The organism is Pseudomonas sp. BT76 TE3572 (genome assembly GCF_050435365.1).
GTDB classification, from domain to species: domain Bacteria; phylum Pseudomonadota; class Gammaproteobacteria; order Pseudomonadales; family Pseudomonadaceae; genus Aquipseudomonas; species Aquipseudomonas fluorescens_W.
Genome location: NZ_JBNDKE010000001.1, coordinates 1,038,617 through 1,061,381 on the forward strand (window position 1 = coordinate 1,038,617; position 22,765 = coordinate 1,061,381).

Below are 22,765 nucleotides of genomic sequence, written 5' to 3' on the forward strand. Positions count from 1 at the left end.
AGAACCTGTGGCGAGGGAGCTTGCTTCCGCTGGGCTGCGAAGCGGCCCCAAAATCGGCTATCGCAGTATTTCAGTCATACCGTATGTGACGGATTTACGGCTGCTGCGCAGCCGAGCGGGAGCAAGCTCCCTCGCCACAGGGTGCAGTGGAGATCAAACGGGCGCCGCGAACGCTGCTAACAAATCCTCTTCAAACGCCTTCTGCGCATCCCCCGGCACCTGCGCGCGATGGCGGGCCAGATGGAAGGCCACATCAAAACTCATATCGCCACGGCGCACGGCGCGCAGCAGTCCCTTGTCTTCCCAGCTGCGGGCAAAGTGTTCGGGTAAATAACCGACATGCTTGCCGGAGAGAATGAAGGCGAGGGTGCCTTCGACTTGCTCCGAGCGCGCCGAACACATCTTCCCCTGGAAGGGCTCGTCGCTGCGCAGGAAACGGTAAGGGTGATCGACCCGGTCACAAGCCTGTAGCGCCAGATCATCAGGCGCATCGTCGGTGAACAGCGGATGGCCAGGGGCGCAATACAGGTGCTGGGTTTCCGTAAACAGTTCGCGGTAGTCAAAAGCGCTTTGCACTTGTGAGAAATAGCCGATCGCCAGGTCCAGTCGTTGTTGCAGCAGCAACCGTTCCATTTCGCCGGGCATGGCGCTGATCAATTCGATGCGCACCGATTCGTCCCGTTCACGGAAGCGCCGGATCGCATCGGCGACCCGTTGCAGCACGGATTGATCGAGTGCTTCGGACAGCCCCAGACGAACCTCGCCGATCAAACGCCCGGCCACACCATTGGATTGGTGGCGGAAGGCTTCGATGGACTCGAACAGGCTGCGAGTCGCGCTGAGCAGTTGCTCGCCCTTGGGCGTGATTTTGAAACCACCCTTGCCGCGACTGCACAGCCGATAGCCGAGTCGGGTTTCCAGTTTGGCCATTTGCTGGCTGATGCTCGACTGGCTCAAGCCCAACTCACCCTGAGCCGCGCTGAAACCGCCGCACTCCACCACGTTGACGAACAGGCGCAGCAGTTGCAGATCGAGATCATGGAGTTGGCCGAGCATCAAACATTACTCCGGGATAAAGTCAGGATAACAAACTTGATATTTCACCAATGTATCCGACGACGCATTCTGCATCCACTTCCTCTGGTCAGGTGTTCGTCATGGCTCCCACCTTCAAGTTGTGTTTATCCGCGCTGTTTCTCGCCATGGCCGTATCGGCTCAGGCCGAGGAAAAAGTCGTCAATCTCTACAGTTGGGCCGATTACGTTGCGCCGGAAACCTTGCAGCGGTTCGAGCAGGAAACCGGCATTCACGTGCGTTACGACACGTTCGACGCGCCGGAAGTGCTCGAAACCAAACTGCTCACCGGTGGCAGCGGTTATGACGTGGTGGTGCCGTCGTCCAGTGTTCTGGCACGCGGGTTGGCGGCCGGTGCGCTGAAGGCCATTGCTCACGAAGGCCTGAAGGGCTACGCCAACCTTGATCCGGATCTGTTGGAAAAACTCGCTGCGGTCGACCCCGGCAATCTCTACGGTGTGCCCTATACCTGGGGCACGCTGGGGCTTGGGATGAACGTCGAAGCGGTGCGCAAACGCTTGCCGAACGTGCCGCTCAACAGCCTGGACCTGCTGTTTAAACCGGAGTACGCCAGCAAACTGAAGGACTGCGGCATCGCGATCATCGACTCGCCACAGGAGGTGATCGGTCTGGCGTTGCACTATCTGGGTAAAGATCTCTACAGCACGGACAAGAACGACCTGGACGCGGCGCAAGCGTTGCTGCATCAGTTGCAGCCTAACGTGTTGTACGTCGCCAGCGGACGGCAGATCAACGATCTGGCCAACGGCAGCGTCTGTCTGGCCCTGGCCTATAACGGTGACGCGAGCATGGCCGCCGATCAGGCGCGCAAGGCCAACAAACCCTATGAAATCGCCTACCGGATTCCTAAGGAAGGCACCCTCGTGTGGCAGGACAACCTGGCGATCCCCAAGGACGCGCCACATCCCGAAGCCGCACGCCAGTTCATTGAATTCATGTTGCGTCCGGAGTCCGTCGCGGCGCTGACCAACACCTTGTTCTTTGCCACCGCCAACCAGGCCGCCACGCCGCTGGTGGATGAGGCCGTGCGCACCGATCCGGACATTTACCCACCCGCCGACGTGCGTGACCGGCTGTACGCCGACCGCAGCATGAGCCTCAAGGACATGCGTCAGCGCACCCGTGTGTGGACCACTTTCCGTAGCCGCCAATAATAAGGAACCCGAGATGGACGTCCCGATGCAAAACGATCAGGCCATGACCCGCGACAGCCTCTACGGCACTGCCGCCGAAAGTACCTACGCCGGCATCACCAGTTTCATGCGTCGTCGCTACAGTCGCGACTTGCGCGGCGTTGATGTAGCGGTCAGCGGTGTCCCGTTCGACACCGCCACCAGCAACCGCCCCGGCGCGCGTTTCGGACCACGCGGCATTCGTGCCGCGTCCACCGGGATTGCCTGGGAACGCCATTGGCCATGGACCTTCGACCCGTTCGACCATCTGGCGGTCATCGACTACGGCGATTGCGACTTCGATTACGGCACACCGCAGTCGGTGCCGGAAAGCATCGAAGCCCATGCCGAGCACATTCTCAATGCCGGTAGCGCGATGCTGACGTTCGGCGGGGATCACTTCATCACGTATCCGCTGCTCAAGGCTCATGCGCGTAAACATGGTCCGCTGTCGTTGATCCACTTCGACGCCCACAGCGACACCTGGCCGGACGAAGACGGCAAGCGCGTCGATCACGGCACGATGTTCTGGCACGCGGCCAAGGAAGGTTTGGTGGATCCGTCGCGTTCGGTGCAGATCGGGTTGCGCACCACCAATGACGATCACCAGGGCTTTCAAGTGCTGGATGCGCGGCAAGTGCATCGAAGTGGTGTTGATGCGATTGTCGAAGCCATTCGGGCGCGGGTCGGTGATAACCCGGTGTACCTGACGTTCGACATTGATTGCCTCGATCCGGCTTTCGCTCCAGGCACCGGAACGCCGGTGTGCGGCGGCTTGAGCACGGTGCAGGCGCTGGAAATCCTCGGTGGCTTGCGCGGGATCAATCTGGTGGGGATGGACGTCGTCGAAGTGGCGCCGGCCTACGACAGTGCGGACATTACCTCACTGGCGGCGGCGACGTTGGCGATGGAAATGCTGTGCCTCTATGCAGCGAAGCATAAGGTCGACCGGTAAAACGCCTTCGCGGGCAAGCCTCGCTCCTACAAGTTTTGTGGCGTTCACACATTTGTGTTCGCCGATATCCTGTAGGAGCGAGGCTTGCCCGCGAAGCTTTTTCAGGCCACTGGGATGATAGGCAGATCCAGGGTTTCAGCCCCGGTAAATCGCGCCATCGACCCGGCAATGGATTCATGGGGCACGCCCATCTCCACACCACTGACCCCATCAAGCCGCGACAGTTGATCCCCACTCAATTGCACATCCAAAGCACCCAAGGTCGCATCGAGTTGTTCACGGGTGCGCGAGCCGAGAATCGGAATCAGCGCCGTGGTCGAACGCTTGGCTTTTTCCCGCAGCCAGGCAATGGCCACGTGCGTCGGGCTGGCGCCCAGTTCCGCGGCGACGGCCAGCAACGTGTCGAGCAGGGCGGTTTCACGGGCGCTTTTCTCGGCGTGGATCAGCACGCCGAGTTTGGCGGCGCGGTTGTCGCCATCGTTGGTGCGGTACTTGCCGGTGAGGAAGCCGCCACCCAACGGTGACCATAACGTCGCGGCCAGGCCCAAGGCTTCGGCCATCGGCAGTTGTTCACGTTCGGCGGTGCGTTCGGCGAGGCTGTATTCCACCTGAATCGCAGCAATCGGTGAGAAACCACGTACTTCGGCCAGCACATCGGCTCGCGCGATGCGCCACGCCGGGAAGTTCGACAGCCCTGCGTAGTGAATTTTGCCGGCGCGCACCAGATCGTCGAAACCGCGCAGGATTTCTTCCATCGGCGTTACGCCATCGCTCATGTGGGCCCAGAACAGGTCGATGTGGTCGGTGTTGAGTCGTTTCAGGCTTTCTTCCACGGCGCGAACCATGTTCTTGCGGTTGTTGCCGGTGTGGGAAATGCCCGCAGCCGGCGTGGTCCCCAGGGTGTATTTGGTGGCGATAACCAGACGATCCCGTTCCGCTGCGATGAACTCGCTGAGCATGGCTTCCGACTGGCCCGCCTGATAGCCGTTGGCGGTGTCGATGAAATTGCCGCCGGCCTCCAGGTAGCCATCAAAAATGCGTTTGGCTTCGTCACGCTCGGCGCCATGACCCCAACCGGTGCCGAAATTACCGGCGCCCAGCGCCAGTTCCGAGACCCGCAAGCCGGTTTTGCGGCCGAAGACTTTGTAATGCATGGGATGACTCCTGAAGGAAAAAGCGTTGGGGGTCGAATATAAATGTCTGTCGACATGTATTTAATATGATGCGAGTAATATTTGGCGTCAAGGGGCTTTTCCGTTCGCAAGGGAAAGGCCGACCACCGGCCTCATTGCTACTGCCACTTTCTGACAGGGTCCTCTGCTAAGCTCCGACAACTTTTACCGACAGAGCCTGCCAATCGTGTCGCGAACCACTCGTTTACTGACCTTGTTGCAAGTGCTGCGTGGCAAAAGTCGTCCGGTGACCGCGGCGACGCTTGCCGGTGAATTGGAGATTTCCGAGCGCACGCTGTACCGCGACATCGCCGAACTCACCGCCCTCGGCGCGCCAATCTACGGCGAAGCTGGGATCGGCTATGTGCTGCGCAGCGGTTTGTTTCTGCCGCCGTTGATGCTCAACGCCGATGAAACCGAAGCCATCGTGCTGGGGTTGCGCTATGTCGATCAGCGCGGCGATGAGGTGTTGAGCAAGGCGGCGGCGGATGCGCTGGCCAAGATTGCTGCGGTATTGGCGCCTGAAGCGCTGGACGCGTTACGCAACCCGACAGTGTTGCCGGGGCCGCCCGGTTATGGCTTTGCGCCCAACGCGGTGCCACTGAATGTGTTTCGCCAGGCCATCCGCGATCAGATCAAGCTGCACATTGATTACGCGGACGCCCATCAGGTGCCGAGTCAACGGCTGATCTGGCCGCTGGCCCTGGGGTTTCTGAACGAGGTGCGAATCATCGTCGCCTGGTGTGAATTACGCAGCGCCTATCGCACCTTTCGCACCGACCGGATCTCGGCGGCGAACGGGCAGGGCGAGCGTTATCCGGGGCGGCGCAGCGACCTGCTGCGCACCTGGCGCAAGCAGATGCAACTGGACGAAGCAGGGCGTTTCACTCCTGACAAGAACTGACACAGGCTTGTTTTAGCATGGCTCCAGAATCAACAAACAAGGAGCCGTAACCATGTCCAATCCCGCCTCTTCACTGGCACCCGCCATCGCCGCCTACATTGCTGCCGCCAATGCCCGCGACACCTCGCGGGTCGCCAGTTTTTTCGCTGAGGATGCCAATGTGTTCGATGAAGGCCAGCACCAGGTCGGCACTCACGCCATCGCGCAATGGATGCAAGACACCGCCCAGCGTTATCAGCCACGGGTCGAAGTGCTCGACGTGCAACTGCGCACCGGCAAAGTGTTGGTGCATAACCTGATCTCCGGAACGTTTCCGGGCAGCCCGCTGGAATTGCGCTACATGTTTCGCCTGAATGAACAGGGCAAGATTGCCCGGCTAGACATCTCTCTCTAACCAAGGGGCATGGCATACTGCCGCGCATGAATGTCGACTCCCCCTTAAGCGCCTGGCAACACGCCATCGAACAGAAGGGTTTCGTCCAGGACGAAGCCCAGGAACATGCCGTGTGGGCGCTGCAGAAATGCTACGAGGCGCTGCATGAAGGGCGCACCCCGATCACTGGCGTGTACCTCTGGGGCCCGGTCGGGCGCGGCAAGACCTGGTTGATGGATCAGTTTTACCAAAGTCTGAAGGTTCCGGCCCGTCGCCAACACTTTCACCATTTTATGGGCTGGGTCCATCAGCGTTCGTTCCAGCTGACCGGCACCGCCGACCCGTTGAAGGCGCTGGCTCGCGAACTGAGCGAGGAAGTGCGGGTCCTGTGCTTTGACGAACTGTTCGTCAACGACATTGGCGACGCGATCATTCTCGGGCGTTTGTTTCAGGTGATGTTCGAGCAGGGCGTGGTGGTGGTCTGCACCTCCAATCAGCCACCGGACCAGCTGTACGCCGATGGCTTCAATCGCGATCGGTTCGTGCCCGCCATCGAAGCCATCAAGAAACATATGCAGGTGATTGCGGTGGATGGCGGCGAAGATCATCGCCTGCACCCAGGCAAAGCTTTGCAACGTTACTGGGTGGCGGCGCCCGGGCAGCCCAGCGCGCTGGGTGAAGTGTTCAAGGCCTTGACCGTCGGCCAGTCGGTGTCCAGTGACCCGATCAAGGTGGGCTACCGCTCTCTCAATGTCGTTCAGGCCAGTCAAACCGTACTCTGGACTCGTTACGCCGATCTCTGTGAACAGCCGTTTGCCGCCATGGATTTCATCGCCCTGTGCGACACCTTCAGCGCTATTCTGTTGAGTGAAGTGCCCAACCTCAGCGCGCAAAAGCGCGAAGGGCGCATCGCCCGAGGCACTGAAGACGGCGTCGAACGGGTGGTGGCGGGCGATCGCGAGTTGCCGCAATTGTCGGTGCATGACGACGGTGTACGGCGTTTCATCGCCCTGGTGGACGAGTGCTACGACCGCAAGGTGCCGCTGTGCCTCGAAGCGCAGGTGCCCATGGAATCGTTGTACACCGAAGGTTATCTGGAGTTTCCGTTCCGCCGCACCCTCAGCCGTTTACAGGAAATGCAGCTGCAACGCTTCGCCGAAGCTTGAACAAGGAGCCGCGAACATGAATCAGCCTTTGTCGCACCATTTGCTGACCATGGCCTATCAAAACGCCTGGGCCAATCATCGTCTCGCCAAGGCCTGGAGCCAGTTGACTCCGGCCGATCTGGCGGCACTGCGGGTCAGCTTCTTTCCCAGTCTGCGCGCCACCCTCAATCACATCCTGACCTGCGACTGGTTTTACGTGGATGCGCTGGAACGCGAGTTGCGCGGCGATGATCCGCATCCCGAATGCTATGTGTTTTTCAACCAGGACGAGCCGTTTACGCACGCCGTGGACCTTAAGCGTGAACAAGCGCTGGTGGACCGTCGACTGATCGCCTATTGCGAGCAAATGCGCGATGCAGACCTCGGCAAGATCGTGACCATCGCCCGGGACACGCCGCAACATGACAGCCGCTTGCGCCTGCTGTCCCATCTGTTCGAGCACCAGATCCATCATCGCGGGCAGGTTCACGCCATGCTCAGCGGCACCTCGGTCAAACCACCGCAACTGGACGAGTTTTTCTGTGCCGGTGAGTCAGGCCTGAGGGCTGAGGATTTTGCCGAGCTGGGGTGGACCGAGGCGCTGATCTGGGGCGCTTGAGCGAAAAATTACCGCAGGATCGGGTTGTCGACACAGCTGTGCCCGCGATATTGTCGGTCGGCCCTTCAGTGCGAGATGCACTGGGGCAACTTAATGTGTGAACGAGGGTGGAAATGGAATCCGCAGAAATTCTTGTGCTTCAGGCCAGTTACACCAATGCGGTGCATGCCGAGGCTATTGGACTGGTGCTGAATGCTTACGCCGAAGACCCGATGGGTGGCGGCCACTCGTTGTCCGCCGACTTGTTGAAGCAACTGCCGGCGGAACTGGCCAAACGTCCCCACGCGTTCAGCGTTCTGGCTTTTGTCGGTGGCGAGCCGGCCGGGCTGGTCAATTGCTTTGAAGGTTTCTCGACCTTCGCCTGTCGGCCGCTGGTTAATGTGCACGATGTGATGGTGGTGAAGAAGTTTCGCGGCTTGGGGTTGAGCCAGAAGATGCTGCAAAAGGTCGAGGACATCGCTCGCCAGCGCGGTTGCTGCAAAATCACACTGGAGGTGCTGGAAGGTAATGCAGTCGCCCAGGCTTCCTATGGCAAGTTTGGTTTTGCCGCAGGCATGTTTGACCCGGCGCACGGTCGGATGCTGTTCTGGACCAAAGCGCTTTAAGGTATTACGAGCAAAGAAAAAGGGCGTCCATCAGGACGCCCTTTGTCGTTACGGTTTGTAGTGCTCGGTCACTTGCGCGGTTTGATCATCTGGAACCCGGAGTTCATTGCTCTGGGTAACTTGGCCCTGGGCCTGTTGTTGATTGAACCGCAGGCTCTCAAAGTAATACCGCATGCGTTCAGCGCCACCTTCGGCGAATACAGCGGTTGAACTGAACATCATCAGGCCAGCGAGGATCATGGTTGTACGTTTCATGGTGTGCCCCACTACGAGTTGTCGGGTCCTTTCTTCCATGAAGCAGTGTCGAAGGGACATTATCCGCCGATTCCGTCAAATGGGAATTACCAGCACCTAGAGCTTCCAGTCCAGGCTCAGGGTCACCGTGCGCGGGTCACCCCAGAACACACCGTTATAGAACCCGACGTTGTCGTAATACTTCTTGTCGAACAGGTTATCGACGTTCAGCGAGGCAGACAGGTGCCTGTCGAATTCATACCGCGACATCAGTTTGACCACGGTGTAGGCCTCTTGCCGCATCTTCGTCCTTTCGGTGATCACCGCACCGTTGGCATTACGTCCCACCGGGCGACTGGCAGCGCGGAACACATCGCTCTGCCAGTTCACCGCGCCACCCACGGTCAGTGCCTGCCAGTCGCCGGGCAAACGATAGGCCGTGGAGAGCCGGAACATGTTCAGCGGCTGGTTGGTATTGGCGCGTTTCTTTTCGCCATTGGCCGAGTGGGTGTAGGTGTAGCCGGCCGTCATGTTCCAGCCCGCCATGAGCTCGCCCGAGAGCTCGGCTTCGAAGCCCTGAACCTTGTTGCCTTTACCGCCTGACTTGAAGAACTCCTCGCCGGTGACCGGGTCCGGCGGCACCGAATCGTCGAGTTCGGCAACGTTGTCCTGTTTGCTCCAGAACAGCGCGGTGGCGAGGTTCAAACGTTCTTCAAGCAGGCTGCCCTTGAGCCCCAGTTCATAGTTGCTGCCCACCACTGGCTCGAGGTATTTGCGATGGCTGTCGCGATTGTCTTGCGGGTTGAAGATGTCGGTGTAACTGACGTACGCCGTGTATTCAGGGGTGAGGTCATAGAGCAGCCCGGCGTAGGGCGTCCACATGTCGTTGTGTTCCTGGCGGGTGGCATCGACGCTGCTCAATTGCAGGTTGGCGTCGTACTTGTTGGTCTTGCTCGACATTTTCCAGCTGCCATAACGACTGCCGAGTACGGCGTGCAGGTCATCTGTCAGGCTCAGGCGAGTGGCCAGGTAACCGGCCTTCTGGCGGGTACTGTCTTTTGAACCTGAAAGGCGGGTGACCGTGTCGGGAAACTTGGCGATGTTGCCCATGTATTTCCAGTCGCGGATGCTTTCGTAATCCTCCGCCCTTGGGCCGTCCACCATGTAGGGGGAGTCTTCCCGGCGCTCGGCCTCGCCATAGCCGATCATCATTTCGTGGTTCCGTCCGAACAGCGAGTAAGGGCCCGCCACGTTGAAGTCATAAGCCTTCATTTTTTGCGTGCTGAGCATGTGGCTGACGTTGGCGCTCATGCCACTGCGATCCGCCTCAGGAAAACCCCCGCCGCCGTAGTAGATCTTGCCGTCGGTGTCGCTCTCGCGATGGGTGTAGGCGGCCTTGGCGTGCCAGCCGGCACCCAGTTGGTGTTCCAGCGTGGCGAACGCGGTTTTGTCCTTGAGTGGCCAGGAACTCCACGACGTGGCCATGTTGGTGGAGCGTCCGAGGTTGGCCTTGCCACCGTCGGCGTTCCAGTACGGCACCGTGCCCCAGGACGTGCCCTGGACGTGTTTGTTCTGATAGTCGTAACCCACGGCCAACACGGTGTCATCGGTCAGGTCGGCTTCGAGAATGCCGTAACCGACCTCCCTTTGTTGCTGGTACTTGTCGCGAAACGAATCGCTGTCGCGATAGGCCAGCACGCTGCGTCCGCGCAAACGGCCATCGAACGCCAGCGGGCCACCGACATCCAGATAACTGTTGTAGTCGTCATAACTGCCGCCGCTGACACCGGTCTGGACTTGCCACTGCGCCGTCGGCCGTTTGCGCACCATGTTGATGGTGGCGGAAGGGTCGCCCGCGCCGGTGGTCAGCCCGGTGGCACCGCGAACCACTTCGATGCGGTCGTAGATGATGGTGTCGGAATCGGACTTCATGTAGCTGAAGGTGTTCAGCATGCCATCAATCTGGAAATTGGTGATCGAGTAACCCCGGGACGAATAGCTGACCCGGTCCGAATCGTTGTGCTGAACGACGATGCCGGTGGTCTGGCTCATGGCTTCGGACAGCGTGCCGAGTTTGAAATCGTCCATTTGCTGGCGCGTAACCACGGACACCGATTGCGGCGTTTCCTTGATCGACAGGTTCAAGCGCGTCGCAGTGCTCATGGCACCGGTGGTGTACGACTCGGTGTTTTCGGTGGTGCTGCCTAAACCTTGGGCGGTGACATGGGTGGCGCCCAGTTCGAGGGTGCGGCCGGGCTCTTTCTCAGGTCCGGTTTCAGCCAGCAAGTCGGGGCACAGGGCGGCACTGCACAGGCCCAGGGTAAAGGTCATGGAACGGGTGATAGGCGCGAACATCGCAGCCGACTCCTTGTCTTCGAGGAAAAAATTCCGTTTGTTCAAAGACGAAGGGGAGGGACGGGATTTAGCTGTAAACGAGAATAATTGTTATCTTTGCGAAGTATCGGACAGCACAGTCGCGCAATGGCGTAGGAAAAGGGGGCCGGAGCTAATGCCAGTCGCGGATACCGAGCGGCCATAGGGCGCGGGAGTATCAACAGGCAGATGTGAAAACTTCGTGAGTTGACGGGGCTGTCAAAAAGGGGATGGCAGGTCGGAAACAGCAGTGGGCTGCTTCCGAATCAAGCGAGGGGATCAGGCGTGAGGCACACGGTGAGTGACGGGCAAAGGCTGGGCCTGATTGCTTTGTGTCAACAAGCGCAATTGCGCGAGCTCCTGCTTCAACTGGTCGCGCTCGTCTTTCAACTGGCGCAATTCATCGCGACGGATCGTGACGTAAAGGGTTTGTGCTGGTCGTGCTGCGTGTACTGTGCCCATTGCTCACCTCGCAAATGGCTGCCTCAACTGTAAATCCGCCCCGACATCGGTGCTTATTTACTATCGGCTGCGATTTTGATTTCTTTTGCCCCTGAAGGGAACTTTTTTATTTTTCATGGTCGTTGTGTCTTCGGCACGATTCCCGACGTTATCAATCTGGATCGGGCACAATGCCCGGAAACTATGTGGCAGCGCTCTGGACTAACCCTCAATAGTCGCGTTGGGCTATAACCTTTTGACACACATTATTTGTAGTAGGGAGCATCAGCACATGCAACTCGGGATTATTGGACTGGGCCGCATGGGCGGCAATATTGCGCGGCGCCTGATGCTCAACGGGCATACCACCGTTGTTTACGACCGCAATACCGCCTTTGTCGACACCCTGGCCGCAGAGGGCGCCTCTGGCGTCATCGACCTGCCGGCGCTGGTCGCTGGCCTGGCCAAGCCACGTGCGGTGTGGGTCATGCTGCCGGCTGGCGCACCGACCGAAGACACCATCGACACCCTGAGCACCTTGCTCGAAGCTGGCGATACCATCATCGACGGCGGCAACACCTTCTATAAGGACGATATCCGCCGGGCGAAAACCCTCTCGGAAAAAGGTCTGCACTACGTCGACGTCGGCACCTCCGGCGGCGTCTGGGGCCTGGAACGCGGTTACTGCATGATGATCGGTGGCGAAGCCGAGGTGGTTAAACGCCTTGATCCGCTGTTCGACAGCCTTGCACCGGGCCTGGGCGACATTCCCCGGACCAAGGACCGCAAGTCCGAAGACGATCGTGCCGAGCGCGGTTACATCCACGCAGGCCCGGCCGGTTCGGGCCATTTCGTGAAAATGATCCACAACGGCATTGAATACGGAATGATGCAGGCCTTCGCCGAAGGCTTCGACATCCTCAAGACCAAGGCCAGCACCAACCTGCCGCAAGACCAGCGTTTCGACCTGAACGTTGGCGATATCGCCGAAGTCTGGCGTCGTGGCAGCGTCGTGTCGTCCTGGTTGCTCGACCTGACCGCCGACGCGCTGGCCAGCGATCCGAAGCTCGACGGTTACTCGGGTTCGGTGGCTGACAGCGGTGAAGGTCGCTGGACCATCGAAGCCGCCATGGAGCAATCGGTGCCTGTACCGGTGCTGTCGAACTCGCTGTTCTCCCGCTACCGTTCGCGCGGGCAAGGCACCTTTGGCGACAAGATTCTCTCGGCCCAGCGCTTCGGCTTCGGCGGCCACGTGGAGACTTCGAAAAAATGACCCGTCTGATCCGCAATAAATCCAAGGCAGAGCCCGCACCACCGACCACGCTGTTTCTGTTCGGTGCCCATGGTGATCTGGTCAAGCGCCTGCTGATGCCGGCGCTGTACAACCTGAGTCGTGACGGTCTGCTTGGGGATGGACTGCGGATCATCGGCGTTGACCACAACGCGATCACCGATGAAGCCTTTGCGCAAAAACTCGAAGACTTCATTCGGGCCGAAGTGGCCGCCAAGGTCGGCAAGGGCGATCAAGCCCTTGACCCGGACTTGTGGGCCAAGTTGGCCAAAGGCATCAGCTACGTCCAGGGCGACTTCCTGGACGACAGCACTTATCAAGCGCTGGCGGCGAAAATTGCCGACAGCGGCACTGGCAACGCGGTGTTCTACCTGGCTACCGCGCCACGATTCTTCAGCGAAGTGGTGCGTCGTCTCGGCGCCGCCGGCTTGCTGCAGGAATCGCCAGAAGCGTTCAGAAGGGTAGTGATCGAAAAACCCTTCGGTTCCGATCTGCCAACGGCCGAAGCCTTGAACGCTTGCTTGCTCAAGGTGATGACGGAAAACCAGATCTACCGGATTGATCACTATCTGGGCAAGGAAACCGTGCAGAACATTTTGATCAGCCGGTTCTCCAACAGCCTGTTTGAAGCGTTCTGGAACAATCACTACATCGACCACGTGCAAATCACCGCCGCCGAAACCGTTGGCGTGGAAACCCGTGGCAGTTTTTACGAAAACACCGGCGCCTTGCGGGACATGGTGCCCAATCACCTGTTCCAATTGCTGGCGATGGTCGCCATGGAGCCGCCGGCCGCCTTTGGCGCCGATGCGGTACGCGGCGAGAAAGCCAAGGTGGTCGGTGCGATTCGCCCCTGGTCGGTCGAGGAGGCGCTGGCCAACTCGGTGCGCGGCCAATACACCGTTGGTGAAGTCGACGGCAAAGAGTTGCCGGGGTATCGCCAGGAAAACAACGTGGCGCCTGACAGCAATACCGAAACCTACGTTGCGCTGAAAGTCATGATCGACAACTGGCGCTGGGTCGGCGTGCCGTTTTACCTGCGCACCGGCAAGCGCATGAGCGTGCGCGATACCGAGATTGTCATCTGCTTCAAACCGGCTCCGTATGCGCAGTTCCGTGATACCGAGGTCGATGAGCTGCAACCGACCTATCTGCGAATCCAGATTCAGCCTAACGAAGGCATGTGGTTCGATCTGCTGGCCAAACGGCCCGGCCCGGCCTTGAAAATGGCCAATATCGAACTGGGCTTTGCCTACAAGGATTTCTTTGAAATGCAGCCGTCTACCGGCTACGAAACCCTGATCTACGATTGCCTGACCGGCGATCAGACGCTGTTCCAGCGTGCCGACAACATCGAGAACGGCTGGCGCGCCGTGCAGCCTTTCCTTGATGCCTGGCAGCAGGACACGAGCGTGCAGAGCTATGCCGCTGGCGAAGACGGCCCGCAGGCTGCGCAAGATCTGCTGACTCGCGACGGTCGCGTTTGGCACGGCCTCGGATGAGTGAGCCGACGCAACAGCCCATCCGTTTTCTGCTCAGCGACATGGACGGCACTTTGTTGCTGCCCGATCACAGCCTTAGCCAACGCACTATCGAAGCAGTCCGCTCCTTGCGCGAAGCCGGCGTGCTGTTCAGCCTGGCCACCGGTCGTCCACCCAAAGCCATGTTGCAGCAGATTGAAGCCCTGGGTGTCGACCTGCCGACGGCAGCCTTCAATGGCGGCACTATCGTCAACCCGGACGGCAGTTTGCTGGTCGCGCATTACTTGCCGGCAACGGCGGCGCTGACGGCATTGACGTTGTTTGCCGACCGGCCGGACATCGAAATCTGGGTGTTCAGTGGTGGCGACTGGTTGCTGAAAGATCCGGACGGCCCAATGGTGCCGCGTGAACAGCACGGCCTGGGTTATCCGCCAGTGGTGGTCGAGAGTTTTGAGCCGTACCTGGAACGCATCGACAAGATCGTCGCCACCAGCAACAACACGCAGTTGTTGATTGAACTGGAAGCGCTCCTGCTGCCCGAAGTGGAAGGCCAGGCACAGGTCTCCCGTTCACAGCCGATTTATCTGGACGTGACCGCGATGCAAGCCAACAAGGGTGCAGCACTGGCGACACTGGCCGAATTTCTTGGTGTGCCGCTTGAGCAGACCGCGGCGCTGGGCGATGGCGGCAACGACCCGGCGATGTTTCACCGCGCAGGCTTGTCGATCGCCATGGGGCAGTCGGAAGAGGCGGTGAAGCGCCAGGCGGACGTGGTGACGGGCGCCAATACCGAGGACGGTGCGGCGCAAGCAATCGAGCGTTATATCCTCAACGCAGGTTAACCGCGTTATCGTTCTTCGCGGGCAAGCCTCGCTCCTACAGGTTATCGGTGTCCGTGTGATCGATATAAAACCTGTAGGAGCGAGGCTTGCCCGCGAAGGCGTCAGACCTGATGTCTCAAAGCCAGAAACTCACCGCATACCAGCCAAGAACACCCATCACCACGGTGTACGGCAACGCCATCCACACCATCCGCCCGTACGACAGGCGAATCAGCGGTGCAATCGCCGAAGTCAGCAGGAACAGAAACGCAGCCTGACCATTGGGCGTCGCCACGCTAGGCAGGTTGGTGCCGGTGTTGATCGCAATCGCCAGCGTCTCGAAATGCTCACGGCTCATGTGGCCAGAGATGAAGGCCTGTTTGACTTCAGTGATGTAAATGGTCGCGACGAACACGTTATCGCTGATGGCCGACAGCAAGCCGTTGGCAATAAACAGCATGCCCGGTTGTTGATCCGCTGGCAGCGCCAGCACCCACTGGATCAAAGGCGTGAACAGCTGCTGATCGTGAATCACCGCCACCACCGCGAAAAACACCACCAGCAGCGCAGTGAACGGCATGGCGTCCTTGAACGCGTTGCCGATACGGTGCTCGTCGGTGATGCCAGTGAATGCGGTGATCAGCACGATCACCATCAAACCGATCAGGCCGACCTCAGCAATATGAAACGCCAACCCCGCAATCAGAATCAGCGCTGCCAATCCCTGCACGATGAGCGCTGCACGTTGGCGCGAGGTGCGTTCGGCATTGTCTTCTGCAGCGTAATTGGCCAGCACCGCACGCACGTTGTCCGGCAACAGCGTGCCGTAACCGAACCAGCGAAGTTTCTCCAGCAGGACGCAGGTCACCAGGCCTGCCACCAGGACCGGCAATGAAACCGGGGCGACTTTCACAAAGAACTCAGAGAAGTGCCAGCCCATCTCGTGGCCGATCAGCAGGTTCTGCGGCTCGCCGACCAATGTGCACACGCCGCCCAGTGCGGTACCCACGGCACCGTGCATCAGCAGGCTGCGCAGAAAGGCGCGGAATTGTTCGAGGTCGGCGTGATGGAGGGCGGGCAGGTGCTGGTCATCGCCAAACGCGCTGTCCTGACGCGGATCATTGCCGGAGGCGACGCGGTGATACACCGAGTAAAACCCGACGGCGGCGCTGATGATCACGGCGGTCACGGTCAAGGCATCAAGAAACGCCGACAGAAACGCCGACAGAAAGCAGAACATCAACGCCAGCAGCGCCTTGGAACGAACCCCGAGCAGCAGTCGTGAGAACAGAAACAGCAGCAGGTCTTTCATGAAGTAGATGCCGGCCACCATGAACATCAGCAGCAGGATCACCGGGAAGTTGTGCACCAGCTCGTCGTAGAGTGCCTGGGGCGTGGTCATCTTCAGCAACAGGGCTTCGATCAACAGCAGGCCGCCGGGCATTAACGGATAACACTTGAGCGCCATCGCCAGGGTGAAGATGAACTCCAGCACCAGCAGCCAACCGGCTACCACTGGGCCTACGGTCCACAGCGCCAAGGCGTTGAGAATCAGGAAGCCGATAATGCTTGCCTTGTACCAGCGGGGTGAATGCCCGAGAAAATTGTGCGCGAACGCCTGTGCCATTGAACCGGGCATCGGCTACTCCTTGTATTAAGAAGCGCGCAACTTGCCGTAAGCGGAAGGGAAGATCAAGTGTAGGAATACTGTGCGGGCTTACCCGAGATAGCGTGCGACGATCGCTCGATAGTTGCCGTCCAGTGAATAGCCTCCGACGACGATGTTTCCATCGGCCTGCATGACCACTGAAGTCGCGGTATCCAGGCTGCGGCTCAGGCGGGTGCGAACCCAGCCGACGCCATTGCCGAAGCTGAGATCGAGTTGCCCGTCGGGTAGATGCCGCGCCACAATGAAATCCGCCTCGACGCCGCCGATCGTGGCTCCGACCGTCACCACGCTGCCGTCCGGCAGTGCCTTTGCGTCGGTCCACTGGCAGCCACTGTGACCGATTCCCAGCAGTTGGGCCTGGCCGCCATTGCAATGAATGTCCGGGCGGCCGTTGCTGTGTACTTTAAGTGCCAGGCAGTGCATCGGGTCGCGGCTGCTGCCGAAGCACTGCACATCGCCATTTTCCTGTTGGACGATCTGGCTGACCTGAGCGCTATACCCACGGGCCTTGAAGGTCATGAAACCATCCACGGCAAAACAATCGTCGAGCCTGCCGTCGGTGTGATAGCGGGCCAGCAGACCTTCTTCAGGAAAGTTGATCGACCCGCCCACCAGGATCCGCCCGTCTCGTTGCACCATCAGGCTGCTGAGCCAAGTGTTCATCAACAAGTGCCTGACCATCACGAAGCCACGACCATTAAAGGTGTGGTCCAGCGATCCGTCGGTGTTGAGCCGTATCAGTATGCCGACATGATCGGACAGTTCGAAGTGATGATTGGCCTGCAGCAGGATTCGACCATCTTCCTGCACGCAGAAATCACAAGCCTCTGCACCCGGTACGCCGGGGGGGAGCCAGGTATCACGCACGCCTTGGGAAAGACCGCCCGGCAGGCGCACGACGCAGCGGCCATTGTCGCCAAAACCGTGAGCCGGCCGACCCTGCTGATCAAACAGGGCGAGGGCGGGCAGTGTCCGGTGAGCATTTTCGTAGTGCAGGCCGGCTACCAGAATGTGCCCATCGGGCAGTACGTGGACTTTACCCGCCATGGCCTCGAAGCCGTGTTCGAATTGCCCGATGACGCTGCCTTGATTGCCGAATGCCAGATCTGCCGAGCCGTCCTCGAGCAAACGTGCCACGCCGAAGCGGCTACCGCCTGGCGTTCCTACCTTCGCTGCGACTAACAACCTGCCACGTGAATCAATCGCGACCCCGTTGGCCATGCTTGAGAGGCTGCCAGCGAAATACACCTGGGTTTTGCCGGCCGAGGCAAAGGTAGTATCAAGTTTTCCGGCGTCGCTCAGTGTTTCCGGTAACGCAAACGCGGTCTGGATTGACATGCACGCAGCTCCTTGCGAGTCGTCCTGAACCGGGAGTTTGGGCGGCGACTTTATAAGGAAACATTCAATCCCTGAACGCCTGGATGCACAACTGTCATAACTAACAGGCGGAGGGTCGCTGTGTGCCAGAACAGTGTCTTTTCGACCCACTGACAAGCCTGCCAAGTAGTTGGCCGCGTGTAAGTTCGAATATTAATCGGGGGAGGGGGCGGGTTACCGTTTAGTAACCCGCAAAACGCTTAGTGCGGCATCGACCACGATTGGAGTTTGTAACCTTCCTCGCTCAATTCCGCACGTGCTGCTTCAAGCAGGCATTCAAGTTGCGCAGGATCGGTATAGGCACTGCTTGGGATCTGCTTGCGGCCGATGCTGCGGGTGTTGGTGCGATCGATGACGGTCAGGCTGAGTTCGCCATTGCCGTCTTGTGGGGCCCAGGCCACGCATTGGAACGGTTGGAATGCGCGGTCGGCAATCAAAAGAGCTTCATTGATGCGGAGCGGGGCGTTCATGGGTTTTTCTCTCTGTATGCCCAATCAAGTGATGTGCCGTCGGCTGGGCTTACCGTTCGGCTGGTTACTTGTACTGATGCCCGCAACCGGGGGGCGGGTCACATACAATTAAAAGAAATATCAACTTTCTTTCATTGGCTCAAGGTGTGGGCAGGGTTTGAAAGCTGAATGAAAGGAAGGAGTCGTTAGGTCACTAACTAAATCGCTTCTTATAACTAATAACGCAACTGCTCTATAGTCAAACGGTACAAGGTCACGTCAAATTATTGCTAACGTTACAGCCAGGCCCGCCAAACGACTGTTTTTAATAATATTTGATAAATTTGGCGCCAAGGAACAGTCATGATCGAAGCGCCTGCGTTACGACGTCTGTTAGTAGTGGATCCTTGCGACGACTGCCATCGTCTGCTGCCGGTTTTGCGCTCTGTGGGTTGGGACGTTGACAGTTGCACCCTGGAAAACGTTGCCGACAAAACCTGCGATGTCGGCCTGTTGCGTTTACAGCCTTTTCACCTCGAACGCCCGGAAGCCGTCAAAGAGCTGATCAGCCGTAGCGGTACCGAGTGGATCGCCGTACTCAACCAGGAAGTCCTGCGATTGCAGAATGTCGGGGACTTTGTCTGCGAATGGTTTTTCGATTTCCATACCTTGCCATTCGATGTGTCCCGGGTTCAGGTGACGCTGGGCCGGGCATTCGGGATGGCACGCTTGCGTGGGCAGGGCACGGTTCACATTGATCAGCCTGAACACGAGCTACTTGGCGACAGCAAACCCGTTCGTGAACTGCGCAAGTTGCTGAGCAAACTGGCGCCCACCGAGTCTCCGGTATTGATCCGTGGTGAAAGCGGTACCGGTAAAGAACTGGTCGCCCGCACGCTCCATCGACAATCCCAACGTCACAGCAAACCCTTTGTCGCGATCAATTGCGGCGCAATTCCCGAACACTTGATCCAGTCCGAACTGTTTGGCCACGAGAAGGGTGCTTTTACTGGCGCCCATCAACGCAAGGTCGGGCGGATCGAAGCGGCTAACGGCGGCACGCTGTTTCTCGACGAAATCGGTGATCTACCCCTGGAGCTGCAGGCGAACCTGTTGCGTTTCCTCCAGGAAAAACACATCGAGCGGGTGGGCGGCAGTCAGCCGATTCCCGTGGATGTGCGGGTGTTGGCTGCGACCCATGTCGATCTTGAGGCCGCGATCGAGAAGAAACGCTTTCGCGAAGATTTGTATTATCGCCTGAACGTGTTGCAGGTCGCGACCGCGCCGCTGCGTGAGCGCAATGGCGATCTGTCGATGCTGGCCAACCACTTTTCCCATTTCTACAGCCATGAAACCGGCCGCCGTCCGCGCAGCTTCAGTGAAGACGCGTTGATTGCCATGGGCAAGCATGACTGGCCGGGCAATGTGCGTGAGCTGGCCAACCGGGTACGTCGCGGGTTGGTACTGGCCGAAGGCCGTCAGATCGAAGCGCGAGACCTGGGGCTGATCAGCCAGCAGGCCATTGCCGCGCCGATGGGCACACTGGAAAACTACAAACACCGGGCAGAACGCCAGGCCTTGTGCGATGTACTTAACCGCCACAGCGATAATTTGAGCATCGCCGCCAAGGTGCTGGGGATATCCAGGCCTACCTTCTACCGTTTGTTGCACAAGCATCAGATACGTTAGACGCAAACAACAAAAAAGCCCCGCCGGGATTGAAGTCGCGGCGGGGCTTTGTTGTTGTGGATTAGAAGTAGTACGGGAATTTCAGGCTGAAGGAAAAGTCTGGCGAGTCGTCGGTCAGACCGATGGACAGGTTGGGAACGATTGTCAGGTTATTGGTTGCTGCCAGGGTCATGCCGATGTTGAAGTTGGCCGAGTTGTAGTCGCTGTTGGTAATCGATTGCCAATCACCTCCGTCCGGCTTGATCTTGCTCTTGCGGGCGAACTGATCGGTGAACGAGAACGACATACTCATCTTCTCGTTCAAGGCGAATGCAATACCAGCGCCGACCTGCCAGGAATCGCCCAGTTTCACGTCCCCGGGCACCTTGGAGTTGACCTGAGGGCTGATGTCGCTGAAAGAGTCTTGCATGTTGTAGGTGTAGGCCAGGCTGCCGAACAGTACGGCCGGGTCGAAGGTCTTGACCAGCGAGATACCCGGGGTGATCGACCAGACACCATTGCCGGTAGGCAAGTCCTCGGGTACCGAGAGGTTATCGTTGGACGGATCATTGACCAGCTTGATGCCGTAAGGGTCATCACCGGTCGGGGCCTTGACGCGCAGTGTAACGACCGCGTCGGGCAGATTGGCCGACTCATCCAGAAACTTGTAAGCAACACCAACGTTCACATCGCCGATGGTCGGGTCGCGGGTAACGGTTGCGTCCGACGTCACCGGGCCTGCGCCACCAGCGCCACCGGAGGAGTACGTTGATTCGCGATAAACCACGGGGACGTTAATGTCGAACTGCCAGCGTTGCCCCGTGTTGTAGCGGGCAGTCAGGTCCAGTGTCCAGTTGTCGGCCTTGATACGGTCGAGGTTGATGTTGCCGAGGAAAATCGAGTCCAGTGCCAGGAACCCGTTAAGTACCAACGCTCGGGTATCGTAGTGCGTGTAGGTCAGGCCGGTTTCGAAACTGAACTTGCCGCCACCGAAGAAGCCGCTGGCTTCGTCATACAGGTTGGAAACGCTTTGCGCAGGCTCCGAATCATCCTTGAGCGATTGGCCGTATGAACTGCCTGTGGTTCCCGGCGCACCGGCGGCCACCGTCTGGGCACCCCTGGTCGGTTCCGCAGGGGATTTGGTCAGGCGTTTGGGAGGCGGTGGCGCCGGTGTTTCTTCGACTTGGCGAACGCGTTGCTCGAGTACCATCAGCGCGTTCTGTTGTGCTTCGTAACGCTGTTTCAACTCCATGAGTTCTTGTTTTAGTATCTCGACCTGGGGGTCCGGTGCTGCGTACAGCAGTGTCGCCGGGGCCAGGCTACTCAAACAAACGATAGCTCTGAACGTTAACGATCGGTGCATGGGTTAGCCGTCCCTTCTGAGTACATCTGATGAGACTGAGCGTAGATCAGAATCCTTGAGTGCGAAGACCTTTAAGCTGGTCCAGGTTGCCGTTCAGCGATCCGGTTGTCGCCACGTTGTCACGCAGCACGACATTGAGGGACGTGAAGTTGCGGACCTGGTTGCCACCGCCGAGCAACGTCGCATTCTGCATCAGCCCACCTTGGGCAAGGCGTTGTACGGTACTGCCCTGGTTGTTGTTGGCCACGATGTTGAGTTGCACACCGGTACCGGTCGAGGAAACGCTCAGCGAACCCGCGCCATTGGCGCCGACCAACGTCTGGCCTGCGCCCAGTGCCTGGCCCTGCTGTTGCGTTGTGGGTGCCTGGTTACCCTTTGTGACGTTGATATCAACGTTGTTGTAGGCGGTGTTATGGTCGCCGGCAGCGCGCACGACTTGAGTGACGCCTTCGGTGCTGTTGAGGCCGTTGCCGCCAGTGACGGTACCGGTGCCTTGCGAACTCGCCGAACCATTACCTTTTTCGTCGATCATCGATACATAGAACTGTGGCTGGAGGGTCGATTGTTGAATTTGCATCGAGGAAGTTGCCCCGATCACTTCACCGTTGGCATTTTGCCAAGTGCTGGTCATGACAATGCCGAAACTGACGATCCGTCCCGGCATCACATAGCGGCCTCGCAAGATCGACAGTTCCTGATCATTCAGTTCAATGGGTTTGAACGTCTGTGCCTGGGTCGGCAGGCTGGCGGCCAGGCAAACCACGGCCAGCCAGATTGGAGTCTTCATTGGAATGCTCCCGGAGCGTCGTGCTCCCTTGTTATTAGAAGAAGTCGCTTTGGATGAATCCGAAATCCATCAACTCTGCGTCTTGCACCGGGCTGAAGGTGTTGATGCGGTTCTTGGCGGTCAGTGGTAGCGGGGGGGTGAGCAACGCATTGGTTTTGTCGTAGCCCTGGCCGATCACGGCAAAGATGATGCCGTTCCAGCCTTTAACAAAGTCGTCGACTTTGTAACGTTTATGACCGAGTACCGGATCTCCGATATAGACCCAGCCCTCATGGACTCTTTGCATGACCACAAAATGTTTGTAGCCACGGATATCCATGAGCACCACCACCGGAATTCTGATCTGGCTCAACGTTTCCGTCGCTACCCGGTAGCCACGGGCCCGCATGCCGATACTTTCCACGTAGCGCTTCATGTCGAGCATGGAAAAGCCCTGGACGCGGACAAGATCCTGATCGGAGTGTGCCAGCATGCCTTCGATGATTTGTTCTTCGTTCACGTCCAGCCAATAGGCCTGGCGCAATACGGTCGCCAGCGCAGCTGCGCCGCAACTGAAGTCGGTTTTCTGTTGCACCAGGTCGGCAAATTTACGCTCGCGGATGCTCTGGATCGGCTTATACACCACCGCGCCGCCCGGCAAGACGGAAAGCGGCAGTTGTGCAGCCTCGATCACACTGGCCACGCAAAGCAAAAATGCCAAGGCGATTATGCGCATAGTGGGACGCCCTTCTGGTTGTGTTGAAAAAGGCCCCCGTAAGGGGGCCTCAAGAG

22 protein-coding genes are annotated in these 22,765 nt (G+C 58.8%); 11 read left to right on the plus strand and 11 right to left on the minus strand.

Annotated elements, in window-relative coordinates:
• Positions 1-153: 153 nt before the first annotated feature.
• The gene (locus ABH912_RS04840) at positions 154-1,056 is read right to left on the minus strand and encodes a LysR family transcriptional regulator (RefSeq protein WP_033055090.1); all 903 of its coding nucleotides are present in this window, start codon (positions 1,054-1,056) and stop codon (positions 154-156) included.
• A gap of 101 nt (positions 1,057-1,157) precedes the next feature.
• Between ABH912_RS04840 and ABH912_RS04845 the strand changes: the two genes are divergently transcribed.
• Together ABH912_RS04845 and speB are read left to right on the plus strand one after the other, a co-directional pair.
• On the plus strand, positions 1,158-2,249 hold the full coding sequence (locus tag ABH912_RS04845) for a polyamine ABC transporter substrate-binding protein (RefSeq protein WP_429509789.1): 1,092 nt from the start codon (positions 1,158-1,160) through the stop codon (positions 2,247-2,249).
• A gap of 13 nt (positions 2,250-2,262) precedes the next feature.
• Positions 2,263-3,222 (plus strand): agmatinase, encoded by a 960-nt coding sequence (gene speB, locus ABH912_RS04850; protein WP_033055088.1) that lies wholly within the window; start codon positions 2,263-2,265, stop codon positions 3,220-3,222.
• 101 nt (positions 3,223-3,323) lie between these two features.
• Here speB and ABH912_RS04855 read toward each other — a convergent pair whose 3' ends face one another.
• Complete coding sequence (locus tag ABH912_RS04855) at positions 3,324-4,376, minus strand: aldo/keto reductase (protein WP_429509790.1); 1,053 nt, start codon at positions 4,374-4,376, stop codon at positions 3,324-3,326.
• A gap of 205 nt (positions 4,377-4,581) precedes the next feature.
• Between ABH912_RS04855 and ABH912_RS04860 the strand changes: the two genes are divergently transcribed.
• The 5 genes from ABH912_RS04860 (at position 4,582) to ABH912_RS04880 (ending at position 8,040) form a co-directional block, all read left to right on the plus strand.
• Entirely contained in the window at positions 4,582-5,298 is a 717-nt protein-coding gene (locus ABH912_RS04860) for a helix-turn-helix transcriptional regulator (protein ID WP_429509792.1), read from the plus strand.
• Between the two features lie 52 nt (positions 5,299-5,350).
• On the plus strand, positions 5,351-5,692 hold the full coding sequence (locus ABH912_RS04865; RefSeq protein WP_008069241.1) for a nuclear transport factor 2 family protein: 342 nt from the start codon (positions 5,351-5,353) through the stop codon (positions 5,690-5,692).
• Positions 5,693-5,718: 26 nt separating this feature from the next.
• A complete protein-coding gene (zapE, locus tag ABH912_RS04870) occupies positions 5,719-6,837 on the plus strand; it encodes a cell division protein ZapE (RefSeq protein ID WP_429509793.1) in 1,119 nt (372 codons plus the stop codon).
• A 16-nt stretch (positions 6,838-6,853) separates the two neighbouring features.
• Complete coding sequence (locus ABH912_RS04875) at positions 6,854-7,435, plus strand: DinB family protein (protein ID WP_429509795.1); 582 nt, start codon at positions 6,854-6,856, stop codon at positions 7,433-7,435.
• Positions 7,436-7,548: 113 nt separating this feature from the next.
• On the plus strand, positions 7,549-8,040 hold the full coding sequence (locus ABH912_RS04880; RefSeq protein WP_429509797.1) for a GNAT family N-acetyltransferase: 492 nt from the start codon (positions 7,549-7,551) through the stop codon (positions 8,038-8,040).
• A 48-nt stretch (positions 8,041-8,088) separates the two neighbouring features.
• Here the strand turns inward: ABH912_RS04880 and ABH912_RS04885 are convergent, their stop codons facing one another.
• The 3 genes from ABH912_RS04885 to ABH912_RS04895 form a co-directional block, all read right to left on the minus strand.
• On the minus strand, positions 8,089-8,295 hold the full coding sequence (locus ABH912_RS04885) for a hypothetical protein (protein ID WP_033055079.1): 207 nt from the start codon (positions 8,293-8,295) through the stop codon (positions 8,089-8,091).
• A gap of 96 nt (positions 8,296-8,391) precedes the next feature.
• A complete protein-coding gene (locus ABH912_RS04890; RefSeq protein WP_429509800.1) occupies positions 8,392-10,629 on the minus strand; it encodes a TonB-dependent siderophore receptor in 2,238 nt (745 codons plus the stop codon).
• A 297-nt stretch (positions 10,630-10,926) separates the two neighbouring features.
• Positions 10,927-11,109: a DUF6026 family protein gene (locus tag ABH912_RS04895; protein WP_033055075.1), complete on the minus strand. Its 183-nt coding sequence runs from the start codon at positions 11,107-11,109 to the stop codon at positions 10,927-10,929.
• 271 nt (positions 11,110-11,380) lie between these two features.
• Here ABH912_RS04895 and gnd point away from each other — a divergent pair, with 271 nt between their 5' ends.
• The 3 genes from gnd to ABH912_RS04910 are packed head-to-tail and all read left to right on the plus strand — an operon-like array spanning position 11,381 to position 14,702.
• Positions 11,381-12,361, plus strand: coding sequence for a phosphogluconate dehydrogenase (NAD(+)-dependent, decarboxylating) (gnd, locus tag ABH912_RS04900; protein WP_033055072.1), 981 nt, complete (start codon positions 11,381-11,383; stop codon positions 12,359-12,361).
• The gene (gene zwf, locus ABH912_RS04905; protein ID WP_429509802.1) at positions 12,358-13,881 is read left to right on the plus strand and encodes a glucose-6-phosphate dehydrogenase; all 1,524 of its coding nucleotides are present in this window, start codon (positions 12,358-12,360) and stop codon (positions 13,879-13,881) included. Before gnd ends, zwf begins: the two co-directional genes overlap by 4 nt.
• The gene (locus tag ABH912_RS04910) at positions 13,878-14,702 is read left to right on the plus strand and encodes an HAD family hydrolase (protein WP_429509803.1); all 825 of its coding nucleotides are present in this window, start codon (positions 13,878-13,880) and stop codon (positions 14,700-14,702) included. Before zwf ends, ABH912_RS04910 begins: the two co-directional genes overlap by 4 nt.
• A gap of 115 nt (positions 14,703-14,817) precedes the next feature.
• On the opposite strand, the gene nhaB is transcribed toward ABH912_RS04910, so the two are convergent.
• The 3 genes from nhaB to ABH912_RS04925 form a co-directional block, all read right to left on the minus strand.
• A complete protein-coding gene (nhaB, locus tag ABH912_RS04915; RefSeq protein ID WP_429509805.1) occupies positions 14,818-16,320 on the minus strand; it encodes a sodium/proton antiporter NhaB in 1,503 nt (500 codons plus the stop codon).
• A gap of 78 nt (positions 16,321-16,398) precedes the next feature.
• Positions 16,399-17,688 (minus strand): hypothetical protein, encoded by a 1,290-nt coding sequence (locus tag ABH912_RS04920; protein ID WP_429509807.1) that lies wholly within the window; start codon positions 17,686-17,688, stop codon positions 16,399-16,401.
• Between the two features lie 239 nt (positions 17,689-17,927).
• Positions 17,928-18,197, minus strand: coding sequence for a hypothetical protein (locus ABH912_RS04925; RefSeq protein WP_008149930.1), 270 nt, complete (start codon positions 18,195-18,197; stop codon positions 17,928-17,930).
• Between the two features lie 342 nt (positions 18,198-18,539).
• Here ABH912_RS04925 and ABH912_RS04930 point away from each other — a divergent pair, with 342 nt between their 5' ends.
• Positions 18,540-19,865 carry a sigma-54 dependent transcriptional regulator gene (locus ABH912_RS04930; RefSeq protein ID WP_033055064.1) on the plus strand — a complete coding sequence of 442 codons (1,326 nt, stop codon included), beginning with the start codon at positions 18,540-18,542 and terminating at the stop codon, positions 19,863-19,865.
• 61 nt (positions 19,866-19,926) lie between these two features.
• On the opposite strand, the gene ABH912_RS04935 is transcribed toward ABH912_RS04930, so the two are convergent.
• The 3 genes from ABH912_RS04935 to ABH912_RS04945 are packed head-to-tail and all read right to left on the minus strand — an operon-like array spanning position 19,927 to position 22,709.
• Positions 19,927-21,207, minus strand: coding sequence for a transporter (locus ABH912_RS04935; RefSeq protein ID WP_033055063.1), 1,281 nt, complete (start codon positions 21,205-21,207; stop codon positions 19,927-19,929).
• Between the two features lie 46 nt (positions 21,208-21,253).
• Positions 21,254-21,994 (minus strand): hypothetical protein, encoded by a 741-nt coding sequence (locus tag ABH912_RS04940; protein WP_429509810.1) that lies wholly within the window; start codon positions 21,992-21,994, stop codon positions 21,254-21,256.
• Positions 21,995-22,028: 34 nt separating this feature from the next.
• Positions 22,029-22,709 (minus strand): C39 family peptidase, encoded by a 681-nt coding sequence (locus ABH912_RS04945; RefSeq protein ID WP_033055061.1) that lies wholly within the window; start codon positions 22,707-22,709, stop codon positions 22,029-22,031.
• Positions 22,710-22,765 lie beyond the last annotated feature (56 nt).